The organism is Ensifer sp. ENS02 (assembly GCF_014851885.1).
In the GTDB taxonomy this organism is placed as follows: Bacteria; Pseudomonadota; Alphaproteobacteria; order Rhizobiales; family Rhizobiaceae; genus Ensifer; species Ensifer adhaerens.
Window position 1 is genome coordinate 20,971 of record NZ_JACVAO010000004.1, and the last position, 18,246, is coordinate 39,216.

The 18,246-nt window shown below is 62.8% G+C and carries 18 protein-coding genes; 9 read left to right on the forward strand and 9 right to left on the reverse strand.

The features are described 5' to 3' along the window. Positions 1-4 precede the first annotated feature (4 nt). Together ytfQ and IB262_RS09760 are read right to left on the reverse strand one after the other, a co-directional pair. Entirely contained in the window at positions 5-967 is a 963-nt protein-coding gene (ytfQ, locus tag IB262_RS09755) for a galactofuranose ABC transporter, galactofuranose-binding protein YtfQ (RefSeq protein WP_034789595.1), read from the reverse strand. A 203-nt stretch (positions 968-1,170) separates the two neighbouring features. Further along, on the reverse strand, positions 1,171-2,070 hold the full coding sequence (locus tag IB262_RS09760; protein WP_034789599.1) for an EamA family transporter: 900 nt from the start codon (positions 2,068-2,070) through the stop codon (positions 1,171-1,173). 91 nt (positions 2,071-2,161) lie between these two features. On the opposite strand from IB262_RS09760, the gene IB262_RS09765 reads away from it, so the two are divergent. The 7 genes from IB262_RS09765 to ugpC all read left to right on the forward strand — a co-directional run bounded on the left by IB262_RS09765 (position 2,162) and on the right by ugpC (position 10,753). After that, on the forward strand, positions 2,162-3,049 hold the full coding sequence (locus IB262_RS09765) for a LysR substrate-binding domain-containing protein (protein WP_192493530.1): 888 nt from the start codon (positions 2,162-2,164) through the stop codon (positions 3,047-3,049). A 134-nt stretch (positions 3,050-3,183) separates the two neighbouring features. Beyond that, positions 3,184-4,212: a LacI family DNA-binding transcriptional regulator gene (locus IB262_RS09770; RefSeq protein WP_034789603.1), complete on the forward strand. Its 1,029-nt coding sequence runs from the start codon at positions 3,184-3,186 to the stop codon at positions 4,210-4,212. A 126-nt stretch (positions 4,213-4,338) separates the two neighbouring features. Continuing rightward, positions 4,339-5,607 carry an extracellular solute-binding protein gene (locus IB262_RS09775; RefSeq protein ID WP_034789605.1) on the forward strand — a complete coding sequence of 423 codons (1,269 nt, stop codon included), beginning with the start codon at positions 4,339-4,341 and terminating at the stop codon, positions 5,605-5,607. Between the two features lie 82 nt (positions 5,608-5,689). Next, positions 5,690-6,589 (forward strand): sugar ABC transporter permease, encoded by a 900-nt coding sequence (locus tag IB262_RS09780; RefSeq protein WP_034789839.1) that lies wholly within the window; start codon positions 5,690-5,692, stop codon positions 6,587-6,589. Beyond that, complete coding sequence (locus IB262_RS09785; RefSeq protein WP_051659165.1) at positions 6,586-7,407, forward strand: carbohydrate ABC transporter permease; 822 nt, start codon at positions 6,586-6,588, stop codon at positions 7,405-7,407. Before IB262_RS09780 ends, IB262_RS09785 begins: the two co-directional genes overlap by 4 nt. 8 nt (positions 7,408-7,415) lie before the next feature. Beyond that, a complete protein-coding gene (locus IB262_RS09790; RefSeq protein ID WP_034789846.1) occupies positions 7,416-9,680 on the forward strand; it encodes a glycoside hydrolase family 2 TIM barrel-domain containing protein in 2,265 nt (754 codons plus the stop codon). After that, positions 9,677-10,753, forward strand: a complete 1,077-nt coding sequence (ugpC, locus tag IB262_RS09795; protein ID WP_034789608.1) for a sn-glycerol-3-phosphate ABC transporter ATP-binding protein UgpC — start codon at positions 9,677-9,679, stop codon at positions 10,751-10,753. Before IB262_RS09790 ends, ugpC begins: the two co-directional genes overlap by 4 nt. Positions 10,754-10,810: 57 nt before the next feature. Here ugpC and IB262_RS09800 read toward each other — a convergent pair whose 3' ends face one another. The 3 genes from IB262_RS09800 to IB262_RS09810 all read right to left on the reverse strand — a co-directional run bounded on the left by IB262_RS09800 (position 10,811) and on the right by IB262_RS09810 (position 13,528). After that, the gene (locus tag IB262_RS09800; RefSeq protein ID WP_034789610.1) at positions 10,811-11,662 is read right to left on the reverse strand and encodes an alpha/beta hydrolase; all 852 of its coding nucleotides are present in this window, start codon (positions 11,660-11,662) and stop codon (positions 10,811-10,813) included. Between the two features lie 149 nt (positions 11,663-11,811). After that, the gene (locus IB262_RS09805; RefSeq protein WP_082936536.1) at positions 11,812-12,711 is read right to left on the reverse strand and encodes a LysR family transcriptional regulator; all 900 of its coding nucleotides are present in this window, start codon (positions 12,709-12,711) and stop codon (positions 11,812-11,814) included. Position 12,712: 1 nt separating this feature from the next. Then, a complete protein-coding gene (locus tag IB262_RS09810; protein ID WP_034789616.1) occupies positions 12,713-13,528 on the reverse strand; it encodes an SDR family NAD(P)-dependent oxidoreductase in 816 nt (271 codons plus the stop codon). A gap of 198 nt (positions 13,529-13,726) precedes the next feature. Between IB262_RS09810 and IB262_RS09815 the strand changes: the two genes are divergently transcribed. Both IB262_RS09815 and IB262_RS09820 read left to right on the forward strand, forming a co-directional pair. Continuing rightward, complete coding sequence (locus tag IB262_RS09815; protein ID WP_192493531.1) at positions 13,727-14,893, forward strand: serine hydrolase domain-containing protein; 1,167 nt, start codon at positions 13,727-13,729, stop codon at positions 14,891-14,893. A gap of 2 nt (positions 14,894-14,895) precedes the next feature. Beyond that, on the forward strand, positions 14,896-15,741 hold the full coding sequence (locus tag IB262_RS09820; protein ID WP_192493532.1) for an arylamine N-acetyltransferase: 846 nt from the start codon (positions 14,896-14,898) through the stop codon (positions 15,739-15,741). Positions 15,742-15,760: 19 nt separating this feature from the next. On the opposite strand, the gene IB262_RS09825 is transcribed toward IB262_RS09820, so the two are convergent. The 4 genes from IB262_RS09825 to queC all read right to left on the reverse strand — a co-directional run bounded on the left by IB262_RS09825 (position 15,761) and on the right by queC (position 18,014). Further along, positions 15,761-16,111 carry a DUF488 family protein gene (locus IB262_RS09825; protein WP_060643600.1) on the reverse strand — a complete coding sequence of 117 codons (351 nt, stop codon included), beginning with the start codon at positions 16,109-16,111 and terminating at the stop codon, positions 15,761-15,763. Between the two features lie 102 nt (positions 16,112-16,213). Then, positions 16,214-16,951: a 7-carboxy-7-deazaguanine synthase QueE gene (gene queE / locus IB262_RS09830; RefSeq protein ID WP_034789624.1), complete on the reverse strand. Its 738-nt coding sequence runs from the start codon at positions 16,949-16,951 to the stop codon at positions 16,214-16,216. Next, positions 16,948-17,304 carry a 6-carboxytetrahydropterin synthase QueD gene (gene queD / locus IB262_RS09835; RefSeq protein ID WP_034789625.1) on the reverse strand — a complete coding sequence of 119 codons (357 nt, stop codon included), beginning with the start codon at positions 17,302-17,304 and terminating at the stop codon, positions 16,948-16,950. The genes queE and queD overlap by 4 nt, the downstream gene beginning before the upstream one ends. After that, a complete protein-coding gene (queC, locus tag IB262_RS09840; RefSeq protein WP_034789627.1) occupies positions 17,304-18,014 on the reverse strand; it encodes a 7-cyano-7-deazaguanine synthase QueC in 711 nt (236 codons plus the stop codon). Before queC ends, queD begins: the two co-directional genes overlap by 1 nt. Between the last annotated feature and the right edge of the window lie 232 nt (positions 18,015-18,246).

Consider the following 18,246-nt stretch of genomic DNA (forward strand, 5'->3'; position numbering starts at 1 on the left):
GACGTCAGTAGCCGAGGCCCTTCTTTTCCTCGTAGACCTTCAGCGGCTCGTCGGCTTGCGTATAGAGCTTCGATTCCGTCTGGATCCACTTCGGCGGCGCGGTGCCGTCCTTCTGGAAGGCGGCAAGCGCATCGAATGCGGGACCGGCCATGTTCGGCGTCAGCTCGACCGTGGCATTGGCTTCGCCGGCTGCCATCGCCTGGAAGATGTCCGGAACGGCATCGATCGACACGACAAGGATGTCCTTGCCCGGCTTCAGGCCGGCTTCCTTGATCGCCTGGATGGCGCCGACGGCCATGTCGTCGTTGTGGGCATAGAGCGCGCAGATGTTCTTGCCGCCGTCCTCAGCCTTGAGGAAGCTTTCCATGACTTCCTTGCCCTTGGTGCGGGTAAAGTCGCCGGTCTGGCTGCGGATGATCTTCAGGTTGTCGTGGCCGGATAGCGCCTGTTCAAATCCCTTCTTGCGGTCGATCGCCGGCGAGGAGCCGGTCGTGCCCTGAAGCTCGACGACGTTGCAGGGCTTGCCCGCGGTCGTGTCGACCAGCCATTTGCCGGCAACATTGCCCTCATGCACGAGGTCGGACGTGACGGCCGTCAGGTAAAGCTCATTCGACGAATCGACCGTGCGGTCGAGCAGGATGACCGGAATTTCCGCGTCCTTGGCTTCCTGCAGCACTTCGTCCCAGCCGGTTGCAACCACTGGCGCCACGAGGATGGCATTCACCCCTTGCGCGATGAAGGAGCGGATCGCCTTGATCTGGTTTTCCTGCTTCTGCTGTGCGTCAGCAAATTTGAGGTCGATGCCGCGCTGTTCGGCCTGCTGCTTGGTCAGTGTCGTCTCGGCGGCGCGCCAGCCGGACTCCGAGCCGATCTGCGAAAAGCCGACGACCAGATCGGCCGCGGATGCGCTGCCAAACGTGCAGGCAGCAAGGATCGTTGCACTCGCAAGTGCCTTGGCGATTTTCATGATTTCCTCCCAAAGAAAGCTGCCTCCACGCAGCCATCGAGAAAAAATCATATAATATTACTTTTGTAAACGGGCACATCTCGCCTGTCGTGCGCAACGTGCCTATTTTTTTGGAGAGGTTGGCGCGGCGGGCTGAAGCGCCAGCCCCCCAACTGCGAGTTTCAGAAAGCCGATGTCAGGCAAAACAGCCTGGCTGCTGCGCTCTAGGCTTTCGCCAGCAAGGTTCCGGCGGCGCTCGCGAGCATGACGAGGGCCACGCCGAAGATCTGGTTGAGGGAAAGCGCCTGACCCAGCACGATGAAGCCGGCAACCGCGCCGATCGCCGGCTCCAGGCTCATCAGGATGCCGAAGGCCGATGGCTGCATGCGCCGCAGCGCCATGAATTCGAGCGCATAAGGCAGCAGCGGCACCAGGATGGCAAGCCCGGCCGTCATCAAGAGCATGTCGAAGGAGAAGCCGGACTGCGCCTGAGACAGGCCGAACGGAGTCGCAAAGAGCGCGGCAAACAGCAGCGAAACAGCGAGCCCTTCCAGTCCCTTGAAGCGTTGGCCAGCCTGCTTCATCAGGATGATGTAGCCGGCCCAGCCGATCGCCGCACCGAAGGCGAACAGAAGCCCGCGCGTATCTGCGACCCAGGAGGAACCGTCCCAGGAGAGGCAGAGCACGCCGGCCGCAGCGATAACGGGACAAAGCAGGCGCCAGCCACGGCCGCCGAAAACGGCAGCGACCGTCAGAGGACCGAGAAACTCGATCGCCACGGCAAGGCCGAGGGGAATGCGGGCGATCGCCGCGAAGAAGCAGAGCGTCATCACCGCCATCGTCGCGCCGAGCGAAAGCGCGGAAATCCATTGCGCCCGGGTGTAGCGGAGAAAAGGCGGGCGGACGAGGATGAGCAGGAAGGCGGCCGCCCAGGATAGCCGCAGCCAGGTTGCGCCAAAGGCTCCGACGCTTTCCATGGCGGGCTTCGAAAGGGCTGCGCCAAACTGCACGCTCGACATCGAGAGCAGGCAGAAGACGATGGCGAGTGTGACGCGCCCGTTGGTGTCATCCGTCGCACCCGGTTCGCTCCACGCGCTATCCGCTGTCGTCTCTGTTTCCGCCATGTCCGTTCTCCCCTTGGGCTTGAACAGACATAACAATCCCGGCACAATAAGGAACGCTAATAATTGTGATACCTTCATAAGGGATCGTTATATGCATGATCTGGATATCGCCCTTTTGCGCGCCTTCGTCGTGACCGCCGAATGCGGCAGCGTCAGCGGCGCTGCGCAGCGGCTGGCCAGGACGCAAGCGGCCGTCAGCATGCAGTTGCGCCGGCTGGAGGACGATCTCGGCGCCAAGCTCCTGAACCGCAATGCAAGGGGCATGGACCTGACCGAAGCCGGGCATGTGCTGCTGCCCTATGCCCAGAAGATGTTGGGCCTGAGCGCCGGCGCCCGGCGGGCGCTTGCCGGGCAGGCCGTCCAGGGACCGATCCGCTTCGGCATGATCGAGGATATCGCGGTCGGCTCGCTACCAAAAGCGTTGCAACGGTTTGCCGAATGCCATCCGAATGTCGCGCTCGAACTGACGGTGACCGAAAGCACCGTGTTGTCGGAGAGGCTCTCGCAGGGCCGGCTCGATGTCGCGATCGGCGATCCGGCGCTGATCCGCGGCGAGCCGATCCTTACCTGGCGACTGCCGCTCCGATGGGTCGCGGCGCGCGGTTTCGAGGTGCCGGCGGAAGGGCCTCTGCCACTCATCACCTTCGACGGCGTCTGCACCTGGCGGCAGAAGATGATCGAGGCGCCGAAGGGCGGGGATCGCCCCTGGCGCACGGTGCTGACGAGCGCCAGCCTGTCTTCCATCCAGTCGATGATCGAGGCGGGCCTCGGCATAGCCGTTCTCCTCGATCTCAACATCCGTCCCAACACGATGCGGGTTCTCGGCGGTGAAGAGGGTCTGCCCCCTGCCCCGGTGATCGAGCTGGGGCTTTTCGCCGCCGACGATCAGGGTCTGGCGTCCCGCCCGGTCTCGGCTCTTTGGGCGTTTCTTTCCGACGAACTGCAAGCGCAGGCCTTGGCAATCGGCCGCGCGGCGTGACCACGCGCGGTTGCGTCCCGTTCCATGAACGAAATAAGACGCCCAGCGATTGAAAAACCCCAGGCAAAATTTTACTAAATAAAAATTGCGCCGCGCCCGAAAGGAGGGCCGCGGCGGCGGGCGGGACGTTGGACATGGTAACAATCAAGGAAATCGCTTCGGCTGTCGGGGTCTCTTCGGCGACTGTTTCTCGGGTGCTGAATTACGATCCGACCCTCTCGATCTCCACCAAGAAGCGACAGGCGATCATCGAAACGGCCGAGGCGCTGAATTACGCCACCCCGCGCAACCGCGGCCGCGGCGCCGGGGCAATGCAGGGCCTGAAATTCGCGCTGGTGCACTTCCTTCAACCCGCCCAGGAACTGATCGACCCCTATTATGTCGGCGTCCGGCTCGGCATCGAAAACCGCTGTCAGGCGCTGAAGATCGAGGTGGTCAAGGTCTTCCACAACGGCAACCTGCCGGAGGCCGCGATCCTGCAGGGCGCCAGCGGCGTCGTCGCCGTCGGCCACCATTATGGCGAAGAGGTCCATTGGCTGCGCCGGCACAGCCGCCATCTGGTCTTTGCGGACTTTGCCCCCGACGATGACGTCGACGACAGCGTGATGAGCGACGTCTCGATCGCGATGAACCGCCTGCTCGACGGCGTTTACGGCATGGGCTACCGCCGCATCGGCTTTCTCGGCTGGATCGACGCTTTCAGAGACAAGGACGACATCCATTCGGAGCGTCGCTGCCGCGCCTTCATACAATGGATGACGAAGGCCGGCCTCTACGATCCCGAACTCTGCATGGTCGAAAAGCTGACGCCCGATAGCGGCTATACGCTCGCCAAGGCGATGCTGTCGAAGCCCAATCCGCCCAAGATCCTCGTCACCTGCAACGACAATATGGCGATCGGCGCTTACCGCGCGATTCACGAAATGGGCCTGCGGATCCCCGACGATGTTGCCGTGGCGAGTTTCAACGACATTCCTGTCGCCCAGTTTCTCGGGCCGCCGCTTTCGACGGTGAAGATCCCCGCCGAAGTGATCGGCGAGACCGCCGTTGACCTCCTGGTCGAGCGGCTGACCGGGCGAGACGTGGCCAAGAAGGTGATCCTCGGAACCGAGATGGTCTGGCGCGGCAGCACGATGGCGAGAGCCGCCGCTCCCGGTGCGTAAAACGGTCGGTAAAAAACGCGTGGTAAAAATTTACTGAAATATTGCCTTCTCCAGAATTTTGCGAAATACTCCGCGCCGAGACTAGGAGGAACGTCTCGGGGAACGAATTTCGAGGGAGGAGAAACTATGGACACGCGTACCTATCTGCCGCGCTTTGCCGCCATCGCGCTTGCAGGCGCCAGCTTCTTGGCCGTCACGGCCGCCGAGGCCAAGGAAATCACCATCTGGTGCTGGGATCCGAACTTCAACGTCGCGATCATGAAGGAGGCCGGCGCGCGCTACACCAAGACGCACCCGGACGTGACCTTCAACATCGTCGATTTCGCCAAGGCCGACGTCGAGCAGAAACTGCAGACCGGCCTCTCGTCCGGCACCGCAGACGCCCTGCCCGATATCGTTCTCATCGAGGACTACGGCGCGCAGAAATATCTGCAGTCCTTCCCCGGCGCCTTCGCGCCGCTCTCCGGCACCGTCGATTACTCCGGCTTCGCTCCCTACAAGGTCGAGGTGATGACGCTGGATGGCCAGGTCTACGGCATGCCATTCGATTCCGGCGTCACCGGCCTCTACTACCGCAAGGACTATCTGGAGCAGGCCGGCTTCAAGCCGGAGGACATGCAAGGCATCACCTGGGATCGCTTCATCGAGATCGGAAAGCAGGTCGAAGCCAAGACCGGCAAGAAGATGATGGGTCTCGACCCGACCGACGCCGGGCTCGTGCGCATCATCATGCAATCGGCCGGGCAATGGTATTTCGACAAGGAAGGCAAGACGAACATCACCGGCAACGCGGCGCTGAAGGCGTCGCTTGAAACGGTCGGCAAGATCATGGCCGCCAACATCTACAAGCCCGCCGCCGGCTGGGCCGACTGGGTCGGCACCTTCACGTCCGGCGATGTCGCCACCGTCATCACCGGCGTCTGGATCACCGGCACCGTCAAGGCGCAGCCGGACCAGTCGGGCAAATGGGGCGTGGCGCCGATCCCGGCGCTTTCGATCGACGGCGCGACGCACGCCTCGAACCTCGGCGGCTCGAGCTGGTACGTGCTTGAAAGCTCAGCCGAGAAGGCCGAAGCGATCGACTTCCTGAACGAGGTCTACGCCAAGGACGTCGACTTCTACCAGACGATCCTTACGGACCGCGGCGCCGTCGGCTCACTGCTCGCTGCCCGCGGCGGGGCCGCCTATGGCGAGGCCGATGCCTTCTTCGGTGGCGAAAAGGTCTGGCAGAACTTCTCCGACTGGCTCGCGAAGGTCCCCTCGGTCAACTACGGCGTCTTCACCAACGAGGCGGACACGGCCGTTACCGCACAGCTTCCGGCACTGCAGCAGGGAACGCCCGTCGACGACATCCTGAAGGCGATCGACGCCGAGGTCAGCGCACAGGTCCAGTAATCGCCGCGGCGATTATCTGCATTGCTCCTGGCCGCGGTAAACACGCCGCGGCCAACGGCTCCTGCTATCCATGGGGATGATGATGGCTCTCGCGCGTCGCGGCGGCATCGGCCGATATTACAACGTCAATGGCTGGCTCTTCGTCGCGCCGGCACTCGGGCTGATCGCCCTTTTCATGATCTATCCGATCGTCTGGTCGCTGTGGATGTCGTTCCAGTCCGGCCGCGGCATGATGCTGAAATTCGCCGGCTTTTCGAACATCATCCGCCTCTGGAACGATCCGGTCTTCATCAAGGCACTGACGAACACGCTGACCTATTTCGTCGTGCAGGTGCCGATCATGATCCTGCTGGCGCTGATTCTGGCGTCGCTGCTCAACAATCCGAAACTCGTCGGCCGCGGCTTCTTCCGCACCGCCATCTTCCTGCCCTGCGTCACCTCGCTGGTTGCTTATTCGGTGCTGTTCAAGGGCATGTTCGCGCTCGACGGGATCGTCAACTCGACGCTCGAGGCGATCGGCCTCATCGCCTCGCCGATCCCGTGGCTGACCCATCCCTTCTGGGCGAAGGTGCTCGTCATCCTCGCCATCACCTGGCGCTGGACCGGCTACAACATGATCTTCTATCTCGCGGCGATGCAGAACATCGACAAGTCGATCTACGAGGTCGCGCGGATAGACGGCGTGCCTGCCTGGGCGCGTTTCACCCACATCACTATCCCGCTGTTGAAGCCCGTCATTCTGTTCACGACGATCATCTCGACGATCGGCACGATCCAGCTCTTCGACGAGGTCTATAACCTCACCGAAGGCAAGGGCGGACCGTCCAACGCCACGCTGACCCTGTCGCTCTATATCTACAACCTGACCTTCCGCTTCATGCCGAATTTCGGCTACGCGGCGACGGTGTCCTATGTGATCGTGGTGCTCGTCGCCCTGCTCGCCTGCCTGCAATTTTTCGCGGCACGGGAGCGCGACCGATGAACAACGGAACCACACGTATCGTCGGCACCATCGTCACCTACGGCTTCGTCGGGCTGATGGCCTTTCTCTCGATCTTTCCCTTCGTCTGGATGCTGCTCGGCGCGACCAATTCTTCGATCGACATCATCAAGGGCAGGATGATGCCGGGCAGCGCGCTTGCCACCAACATCGCCACTTTCTTCACCCAGGTGAACGCACCGCTGGTCTTCTGGAATTCGGCCAAGATCGCCATTCTCGCGACGGTGCTGACGCTCGCCGTGTCGTCGTTGGCTGGCTACGGCTTCGAGATGTTCCGCTCGCGCCACCGCGATAGGATCTACAGCGCCCTTCTGTTGACGATGATGATCCCGTTTGCCGCGCTGATGATTCCGCTGTTCATCATGATGGGCAAGGCGGGGCTGATCAACACGCACCTCGCTGTCGTGCTGCCGACCATCGGCTCTGCCTTCGTCGTCTTCTATTTCCGCCAGACCACCAAGGCCTTCCCGTCGGAACTGCGGGACGCCGCAAAGGTCGACGGGCTCAAGGAATGGCAGATCTTCCTGTTCATCTATGTGCCGGTCATGCGCTCGACCTATGCGGCGGCCTTCATCATCGTCTTCATGACGGCGTGGAACAACTATCTCTGGCCGCTGATCGTGCTGCAGTCGAACGAGCAGAAGACGATCACGCTGGTCATCTCCTCGCTCGCTTCCGCCTACTACCCCGACTACGGCGTCGTCATGGTCGGCACCATTCTCGCGACACTTCCCACCCTCGCCGTCTTCTTCTTCATGCAACGCCAATTCGTCCAGGGAATGCTGGGCTCAGTCAAATAGGAATGATCATGCGTTCTGTTACCTCTTTCAACGATACCTGGACTTTCTCCGAAGGCTTCGATGCGGCAAGCGCTGGCCGGCTGCAGGCAGGCAAATCGGTCAGCCTGCCGCACAATGCGGTGGAATTGCCGTTCAACTATTTCGACGAGGCATCCTATCAGCGCGCCTTCACCTATCAGAAGGTGCTTACCTGGCGTCGCGAGTTCCACGGCCGCGAGGTCTCGCTCGTGTTCGACGCCGCCATGGCCGACGCCGTCGTCTATCTCAACGGCGAGGAGATCATCGCCCACAAGGACGGTTACACGCCCTTTGAAGCAAGACTGACGGATAAGCTGCGGGAAGGCGACAACCTGATCACGGTCAAGATCGACGGCAGCGAAAACCCTGAGATCCCGCCCTTCGGCGGCCGCATCGACTATCTCACCTATGCCGGCATCTATCGCGACGTCTGGTTGAAGGTCACCGATGCCGTTTCGATCGCCAATCTCAAGATCGAAACCCGCGATGCGCTCAGCGATGCCAAGTCCGTCTCGATCCGCTGCGATCTCGGCAATCCGCAAGGCGTCAACTTTGCCGGCACGGTCACGGCACTCCTCAAGGACGCGAACGGCAAGGTGCTGGCGGAAGCAGCCGGTGAAAGCCGCGGCGAGAGCGTCACCCTTGAGATCACGGGCCTGAAGGGCCTCTCGCTCTGGGATATCGACAGCCCCGTTCTCTATGAAGTGGAAGCGCAGCTGCGCAGCGATCGCGGCAGCGACCGGCTGTCGTCACGCTTCGGCTTCCGCACCGCCGAGTTCACCACGGATGGTTTCAAGCTCAACGGACGGCCGCTGACAATCCGCGGCCTCAACCGCCATCAGGCTTTCCCCTATGTCGGCTACGCCATGGGCCGCACGGCGCAGGAGCGCGATGCCGAGATCCTGAAGAACACGCTGCATTGCAACCTCGTGCGCACCTCGCATTATCCGCAATCCAAGTGGTTCCTCGACCATTGCGACCGCATCGGCCTGCTCGTCTTCGAGGAAATCCCCGGCTGGCAGCATATCGGCGGCGAGGGCTGGAAACAGGAGGCGATCCAAAACGTCCGCCGCATGATCGAGCGCGACTGGAACCACCCGTCGATCATCATCTGGGGCGTGCGCATCAACGAATCCCAGGACTCGCATGATTTCTACGTCGAGACCAACCGGCTCGCACGCGAACTCGACCCCACGCGCCAGACCGGCGGCGTGCGCTACATTACCGACAGCGAATACCTCGAAGACGTCTACACCATGAACGACTTTATCCTCGGCAACGAGGAACTGCCGGGCGCAAACCGCCCGCGCACGGCGCTACGTCCGCAGCAGGAATGCACCGGGCTCACCCGCAAGGTGCCCTATCTCATCACCGAATTCGGCGGCCACATGTTTCCGACGAAGATCTACGACCAGGAACAACGGCAGGCAGAGCATGTGCGCCGGCACCTGGAAGTGCTGAACGCGGCCTATGGCGACCCAAGCATTTCAGGCGCCGTCGGCTGGTGCATGTTCGACTACAACACCCACAAGGACTTCGGCTCCGGCGACCGGATCTGCTATCACGGTGTCATGGACATGTTCCGCCAGCCGAAATTCGCGGCTTATGTCTATGCCAGCCAATGCGAACCGTCGGAGGGCGTGGTGATGAAGCCGGTCACCTTCTGGGCACGCGGCGAGCGCAACATCGGCGGCGTGCTGCCCTTGATCGTGCTCACCAACTGCGACGAGGTCGAGCTGAAATACGGATCGCTCGTCAAGCGCGTCGGCCCCGACCGCGAGAACTTCCCGCATCTGCCGCACCCGCCCGTCGTCATCGACCATCGCCACTTCACCAAGGACGAACTCGGCGTCTGGGGCATGAAGTGGGAAGACGCAGCCTTCACCGGCTTTATCGACGGCGAGCCCGTCGCCAACCTGCGCATGGTCGCCGATCCGGTGCCGACGGCGCTGGAAGTCGTCCCCGACAGCACGGCGCTTCGGGCCGAAGGGCGCGACAGCGTGCGGGTGATCGTGCGGGCGCTCGATCAGGCCGGCAACATCCTGCCCTTCCTCAATGACGCGGTCGACGTGACAGTCACCGGCCCTGCCCGCCTGCTCGGCCCCGATCGCCTGATCTTCCAGGGCGGTTCGACCGGCTTCTGGCTGGAAACGACGGGTGCTGCCGGCGGCATCGCCGTCGCGGTGACCTCGACGCGGCTTGGAACCGTAAGGCTGGAGCTTTCGGCGGTGTCGGACGAGGCGGCGGCTGCATGAGCGAACTCCAACTTAAGCACGTCAGAAAGTCCTATGGCAACTTCGAGGTCATCAAGGGTGTAGACCTCGACATCAAGACCGGTGAGTTCGTCGTCTTCGTCGGGCCATCCGGCTGCGGCAAGTCGACCCTGCTTCGGATGATCGCCGGACTGGAGGAGATCACGTCAGGTGATCTCACGATCGGCGGCGAGCGCATGAACGATGTCGATCCGTCGAAACGCGGCATCGCCATGGTGTTCCAGTCCTATGCGCTCTACCCGCATATGACGGTTCGGGAGAACATGGGTTTCGCGCTGCGATTTGCCGGCGTGCCGAAGGCCGAGATCGCACAACGCGTCGGCGAAGCCGCGAACATCCTGGAACTCGGGCCGCTGCTCGACCGCAAGCCAAAACAGCTTTCGGGCGGCCAGCGCCAGCGCGTGGCGATCGGCCGGGCGATCGTGCGGCACCCGAAGATCTTTCTCTTCGACGAGCCGCTCTCGAACCTCGATGCGGAACTGCGCGTGCACATGCGCATCGAGATCGCCAGGCTGCACAAGAAGCTTGCAACGACAATCATCTACGTCACCCACGATCAGGTCGAGGCGATGACGCTTGCCGACAAGATCGTCGTCATGCGCGGCGGTGTGGTCGAGCAGGTAGGCTCGCCGCTCGACCTCTACGACGATCCGGCCAATCTCTTCGTCGCCGGTTTCATCGGTTCGCCGAAGATGAACTTTTTGAAGGGGATCGTCGAAACAAACGCGGGCGGGGAGAAACATGTCCGCCTGGCGGATTTCGGCAATGCGACGCTGCCGATTGCGGTCAAGGACGTAACGCCCGGCAGCACCGTGACCATCGGCATTCGCCCCGAGCATTTCGGCGACAGCGGCTCGGCGAGCCTCGATTTGACGATCGACATGCTGGAGCATCTGGGCGGCGAGACCTTTGCCTATGCCCGGCACGGCGACGGCGAACTGATCATCATCGAAACAAAAAACGGCCGCGGCCTGAAGTCCGGCGATAGCATCGCCGCCCGTTTCGAACCCACAGCCGCTCTGGTGTTCGACGCAGACGGCAGGCGCCTGCGCTAGAAGCTATCCACCATAGGAGGGCGGCGCCATCTGCGAAGATGGCGCCGTTCGTCGTTGTCACGGGAACATGCCCTTCGGTGTCTCACCCTTCAGAAAGGGCTCGATGAAAGCCTCCAACAGTTCCGTCTGGTTGATGACGGCGGTGTGCGACGTCGCCGGCAGGATCGCGAGCCGCGAAGGCGATAGCGGCTTTCCCATGTCGCCCATGGCGCCGCCACCAAGCAGGCGGAACAGTGCCACCGTGTGCTCCAACGTCGCCACATCGGCATCGCCGGCGATGACGAGAACCGGGGTCTTCAGTGCCTTGACATCCGCCTCCCAGGCCATCGGTTCTTTTTCGAGCTGGATCAGCTTCTTGACCAGATCGGGAAACCCATCCGGATTGGCGGCGAGCTTGCGGTAGTCTTCGGCAAAGGGCATGCCGACGAACATCTCGACAGTCATCTGCGGGATGAATGCTTTGAATTCCGGCTGCCAGCCCTCGGCATCGTAGCCGACGGACGCGGCGGCTAGCTTGTTCACCTTGTCCGGATGGCGGATTGCCAGCTGCAGGCCGGCAGCCGCACCCATTGAGTAGCCGAAGACATCGGCCTTCTCCAGCTTCACCGCATCCATGAAGGCGGCGACGTCGTCCGCGAGGTTCGGATAGGTGATCGGGCGATCGATATCGGTGGTGCGGCCATGGCCCTGGAACTCGATTGCATAGACCTTGTGGGTCTCGGCCAGCTTCGGGATGATCGCACCCATCGAGGGAATGTTCATGTAGGCGCCGTGTAGCACGACCAGCGGCTCGCCCTCGCCCGAGACCTCGTAATACATCTTCATGCCGTTGACTTCGACGGTCTCAGCCTCGGCAAAGGCCGTGCCGGACATGAGCAGGGCGCCAGCGATCAAAGCGGTACGAAACATTCTCAATCTCCTTGTTGTCAGCGCGGTTGAGCACCGCCTTCGAGATTAAGACGCATGACGTCGTCATCTCCCGACATCGACAGCCAAGAAAATTTCGCGCATTCGTTGCAGTGCCCAGCAAACGCGTCGCGCCTTGGTCCGCCGGCGCTTCAGCCTGACGGGTTGAGGCTCACCCGCAGGGGCGCGAACTGCGATACGGCAAAATCCATGAGCTTTCGCACCCGCGGCAATTCACGTAATTCCGGGTGAACACCGAGCTTCAGCGGCAGAACCGGCGCGGCAACGCCGAGGTTAAGGGCCACGAGGCCATTCCGGCCGGCGGCGATAAAGTGCGGCAGCGTGGCAAGTGCCTGTCCGGTTTCAACCGCACTCAATTGCGAGCGGATCGAATTCGTGCGCAGCAGCACTCTCGCCTCCGGTAAAAGATCTTTCAGCCAGGTCGAGAGCGATACCCGCACAGGCACCTCCACCAGCTCGACAATCGTCTGGTTCCTGCCTTCGCCCGCAACATCCGGATGGCCGAAACGATCAAGGTAGGCCTCTGTTGCAAACAGGCCGTAGGCGACATCGGCAACCTTGCGCTCGACGATATCGTTTTGGTCGAAACTGCCGAAACGCAAGGCGATGTCCGCGTCCCGTCGGGACAGGTTGAAGCGCCGGCCATCGTTCAAAAGGTGAATGCTGACGCCGGGATGCATTGCTGCAAACTTGGTCAGGATCGGCGCCAGGAGGTAGTCTCCGATCCAGTCGAGGCTGGTCACGGTGATGGTGCCTTCAAGTGCGTCGTCCTGCACCGCAAGGCGCCGCTCCACCGCAAGCGCGTTCGCCTCCATGTGCTCGAGCGCAGAAAGGTTGGAGAGGCACACGGCGGTCGGCACGAGGCCGCCCGGTTGCCGCTCGAACAGTGTTTTGCGCGTCTTCTGCTCAAAAGCCTCGAGGCGACGGCTGAGCGTCGGTTGCGTTGTGCCCATCGCACGGGCCGCTGCACTCAGCGAGCCGTGGCGGACCAAGTGCTGAACAAGATGGAGTTCTTCCCAGTCCACAGGCACCTCAGGGTTCAGCCGGCCGAGGCGGCTCGCCTCGACGGTAATTCATAGGCACTTTCGTGCCCGCCGTCATGCCCCCGTCGATAGGCAGCACCACGCCGGTGATGTAACTCGCCGCATCGGAACAGAGCCAGAGGACACTTGCGGCCACCTCCTCCATCCGGCCAAGCCGGCGCATCGGCGTCGAAAGTGCTGCGTGCCGCTGGATGTCCGCGCCGGCGGCCTCGAGATGGTGGGTGAGGATCGGCCCGGGCGCAACGACATTGATCCGGATGCCCTGGTCGGCATAGTCGAGCGCCGCAGCCTTGCTCAGCCCGATGATCCCGGCCTTCGCACTGACATAGCCGGAAAGCCCGGAGGTGCCGTTGATGCCAGCGACGGAGGCCATGTTGACGATCGCGCCGCCACCAGCCCTCGCCATCGCCTCGATCTGGTAACGCATGCCGAGAAAGGTGCCACGAATGTTGGTGCGGATGCCGCGATCGAACCCTTCGATGTCGAGATCGGCAAGCGGGGCCGGCATGGTTCCATCCGTCGCATTGTTGAAGGCGGCGTCGAGCCGGCCATAGTGCTGCATCACGCTTGCAAGCGCCTGCTTCATGGCATTCTCGTCGCCGACATCGGCCGCGATCGCCAGTGCGTCGCCGCCCGCCTGGCGGATGGAAACCGCCAACGCCTCGACCGCCGGCTGCGAGCGGGAAAGAAGGACAACGGATGCGCCGGCCTGCGCAAAGGCGCGGGCGGTGGCCGCGCCGATACCCTTGCTGGCGCCTGCGACTAAGGCGACTTTGCCTGCAAATCCCAGATTGTTTGTGTTCATCAACCCGACTCCATCTGACGTTGTCGCACCGTTTTTAGCGCCGGACGACGACGGCTGCCTCGTGCAGGCGCGTATGCCTCCCATACGGGAACAGACGATCGACTTTCGCTGCGAACGGGCTTTGCCTTTGTCCGGGAGCCCGAATTTCGCCCTGAAGCGTCGACCGGGCCGCAGTTTCGAGGAGCACAGGAGACGAGCATGGATGCGACAAGACAGGGAAGATCGGAGCGCAGAACGCGGCTGAAGGCCGAACTCGACCGGGTGATCGCGGAAGCCCTGGATGAACAGCGCATCGTCGGCACAGTCGTCGAGATCCTTATCGACGGCGAGCCCGGCTACCGACATGCCGCCGGGCTTGCGGAACGCGAGGCCGACCGGCCGATGACCGAGGACAGCATCTTCCTGCTCTCCTCGGTCGCAAAGCCAATCGTCACGGTCGCTGCTCTCAACCTGGCGCAAAGCGGCACCATCGGTCTCGACGATATCGTGTCGGAATGGCTTCCCGCGTTCAGGCCGCAGCTGCCGGACGGCAGCGAGCCTCGGATAACCCTCCGCCAACTCCTGACGCACAGTGCCGGCTTGAGCTACGTGTTCATGGAGCGAGGCGACGGCCCTTATCGCCGGCACGCCATCAGCAGCGGCCTCGACGACACCGACGATGATCTCACCGCCCTCATCGGCAAGCTCACCGCCATTCCGTTATCCTATCCGCCCGGACACGGCTGGGGCTATTCGATGAGCCTCGACGTGCTTGGCGCCGTTATCGAAGAGGCGACGGGATCAAAGCTGCCGGAGGCGATTGCTACGCTCGTCACACGCCCGATGGGGATGAACGACACCGACTTTTCCGTGACCGATACACGCAGGCTCGTGGTCCACTATGGCGATGCCTCGCCGCGGCCACGGCTGCTCGTTGGCGACGATGCGGTTCCCTTCTTCGGCAATCCCGTGCGCCTGTCGCCCGGCCGGATCTTCAATCCTCGAGCCTTTCCCTCCGGAGGAGCCGGCATGGCAGGCACGGCCGGCGACGTGATCCGCCTTCTCGAAAGCCTCAGGACTGGACACTCGCCGGTGCTCGACGCCGCCAGCACCCGCTCGATGTTCGACATTCAGGCAAGGACGGGCGGATTGGCCGCCGGCGCCGGGTGGGAGTTCGGTTTCGGCGGCGCCGTGCTTGTCGAACCCGAGATGGCGGGAACACCGCAGTCGCGCGGCACGCTGCAATGGGACGGCGCCTACAGGCACAAGTGGTTCATCGACCCGGCCCGCGGCCTGACAGTCGTTGCGCTCACCAACACCGCTTTTGAGGGCATGAACGGACGCTTCCCGGACGATCTTCGCGACGCCATCTATCGGAGCCTCTAGCCATGCGGAACGCCCCATTTCCCGTCGACCTCGGCCGCTACTTCGCCCGCATCGGTCATGTCGGGCCGCTCTCGCCCGATCTCACAACGCTTGGCAGGATCGTCGCCCGCCATGCCGCGTCGATCCCCTTCGAGGCCATCGACGTGCTTCTCGGCCGTCGGATCGACCTTTCGCCGGCGGCGGTCGACGCCAAGCTCATCGACCGCCGGCGTGGCGGCTATTGCTTCGAGCAGAACAGCCTGTTGCAGCGCGTGCTCACGTCGCTCGGCTACCGGGTGGATCCCTTGATTGCCCGCGTCCTGTGGATGCGCGCCCCGGGTGCGCCGCCGCCGGCCTGGTCGCACATGGCGCTCCGCGTCTTCGTGAACGATGTCGGCTATCTGGTCGATGTCGGCTTCGGCAGTTGCGTGCCGACCGCGCCGCTGCGTTTCGACCGGACCACGCCGCAACCGACGCCGCATGAGCCGTTGCGTCTCAGCCGAACGCTCGATGGCTACGTGCTGGAGGCATTACTTGGTCGTGACTGGGTACCGGTCTACGAGGTATCGCCGAGCATTTGTGGAGAGGACGCGTATCGGATCGCAAACATCGCGACATACACGGATCCGCATTCGCTTTTCCGACAGACCCTGCTGGTGACGTTGACCACCGAGGAGACACGTAACATCCTGCTCGGAAACCGGCTGACGATCCGTGACAGGAACGGCACCGTGACGCGCCAGGAATTCGATGCACCGGCAATCGAATCTGCCCTTATCAACGTCTTCGGATTACCCCTCGACGGCGACTGGCGCCGGATCGCTGCGCGCGCCGGCGGCGCATTCGAGGCATCCATTCCAACGACATGACGTGAACCCGGCGCCTCGTCTATCGATGGGTGAGGATGTAGCCTTTGAGGATCTCCGCATGATTGCGGGCCTCATCCTTCACGCTGTAAAGCAAAGTCACCGGGCCCTCAGCAATGCGCTGTCGCAACAGGTCAACTGCCACCGGATTGCCGTCGAGCTCGGCAAGGTAGCGCTCGCGAAACTCTTCCCACGTGCCTTCATCCGCATGGAACCAGCGGCGCAGCTCCGTGGTCGGCGCCATGTCCTTCAGCCAGAGATCGACCGCGGCTTCCGCCTTGGTCAAACCGCGCGGCCAGAGGCGATCGACGAGGACGCGCATCCCGTCGCCATCGGCCTTCGGCTCATAGACACGTTTCGTCTTCAGCTGCATGAACGCCCCTCATTGGTCTTGATTTGAGGACCATAGCTGCCGCCGATTGGCGATCCAAGCGCGAAGGCGCTTGCCGGCAAGCGGTAAGGGCGCGTCTGCCGCCTACACCCCGCGCCTGTTGCCCCAGAGCAGGACGTGCAGCTGCGGCAGGACGCGGGCCTCGAACCAACGATCTTCCGTCACCTTGCCGACAAGCCAGAGCATGCGATCGATGATGCCGTCGATGTCGACTTTGGCGTCGTCGTCGTCAGGGGGTGGAGGCGTATGGTTGCCAGGCTGCAGGTAGAGCGGCAGATGGGGGTACCGGGCCGCCGTATCCCGGGCATAGGCATAGTCGCGCTCGTCGAAAACGACGATCTTCAGCGCCACCTGCGGCCCATCCGCTGCCATTCGAAGACAGTCGTCGAAGGTCTGCCAGTCCGTTTCCATGCCGCTCGACGGCGGCTTCGGGCTCAGCACCAGCACGTCGAGATCCGCAAACCAGTCCTTGGCGATGCTGCCCTGCGTTTCCAGCGCGAAGCGATAGCCATCGGCTTTCCCGCGGGCGATCAGGGGCGCCAGCGGCTGGATCGCCGGATTGCCGCCGGAAAGCGAGACCGTCAGCGGCTTGCCACCGGAGAGCGTGACGACCTCGCTCCAGATCTCTTCGACGCCCATCGGCAGCCATTGGTCGCGATACTCGCTGTCGACCGCGTGCAGCGTGTCGCACCAACTGCAGCGATAGTCGCAGCCGCCGGTTCGCACGAACACGGTCGGAAGCCCGATCAGGATGCCCTCGCCCTGGATCGTCGGCCCGAAGATTTCGCTGACACGGATGCGCGTTTCGCCGGGCCCGCTCATGGCCGGTATTCCGCCCAGGTCTTCGGCGTCTCGCTGACACGCACGGCGGAGGTTTCCGGCAGCCTCGCCTTGCACCAGTCGTAAAAGTGCTTCGCCAGACATTCGGCCGTCACCCGGTCGTGGCCGAGAACGTCGTTCAGATGGCGGTGATCGAAACTCTCGTCGATGTAGCGCTTCAGTGGCGAAAGCTCGTGATAGTCGCGCACGAAGCCGTGCTCGTTGAGCTCCGCGCCGGCAAGCTCGACTTCGACGACGTAGTTGTGGCCGTGCAGCCGCGCACATTGATGGTCTGCCGGCAGGCTCTTCAACTGATGCGAGGCGGAGAAATGGAATTCCTTGGTGATCCGGAACATCACTTCACCTCCTCGGCCGCAAAGGCCGACGTCGCCGCCACCCAGAAATCCGGATCTTCGTAGTCGGTCGGATCCGCAACGCCGGCCAGATGGAAGGCCTCGCGCCGCTCGACGCAGGTGCCGCAGCGCCCGCAATGGCGCGCGCCGCCCTTGTAGCAGGACCAGGTCGCTTCGAAGGGCGTCTGGTGGCTCGCGCCGTCGGTGACGATATCCGCCTTCGAAATCGTCACATAGGGCGCGTAGAGCGTGACGTCGGCGTAGCCGTCGAGCGCGTGGTTCTGCATCGCCTGAAACGCGTCGATGAAGCCGGGACGGCAGTCGGGATAGATGAAATGGTCGCCGCCATGCACGGCGACGGCCACCGCATCCGCCTTCTGCGCTGCTGCCAACCCGAAGGCGATGGCGAGCATGATGGCGTTGCGGTTCGGAACCACCGTCGCTTTCATCGTTTCCTCGGCGTAGTGGCCGTCGGGCACGTCGACATCGTCCGTCAATGCCGATCCCGTGAGATGGGCGCCGATCGCGCTGATGTCGATGACCTGATGCGGAACGCCGAGCCGCTTGGCACAGGCGGCGGCAAAGTCCAGCTCCTTGCGGTGTCGCTGGCCGTAATCGAAGGAGAGCAGGCCAATGAGTTCGTGTTCGGCTGCGACCTTGTGGGCAAGCGATACCGAGTCCAATCCGCCGGAGCAGATGACGATTGTCTTCATGATAGGTGTCCTTGTTTTGACCGGGTAGGCTGCGACCGGATTACGGCGCGCCTTCTAGGGCAAAGCAGGACGGATGGGAAGCATTATGTTGAAGTGCGGGAGTACGCAGCCTCTTCCTGCGTGCCATACACGCGACCGGCGCATTCTCAAACTGAGCCAGAAACGCACGCGTCCCACCCTTAAGTGCAAGGGTGGGACGCGCAAGCATCAGGCGCTTTCGGGGATGTTCCGA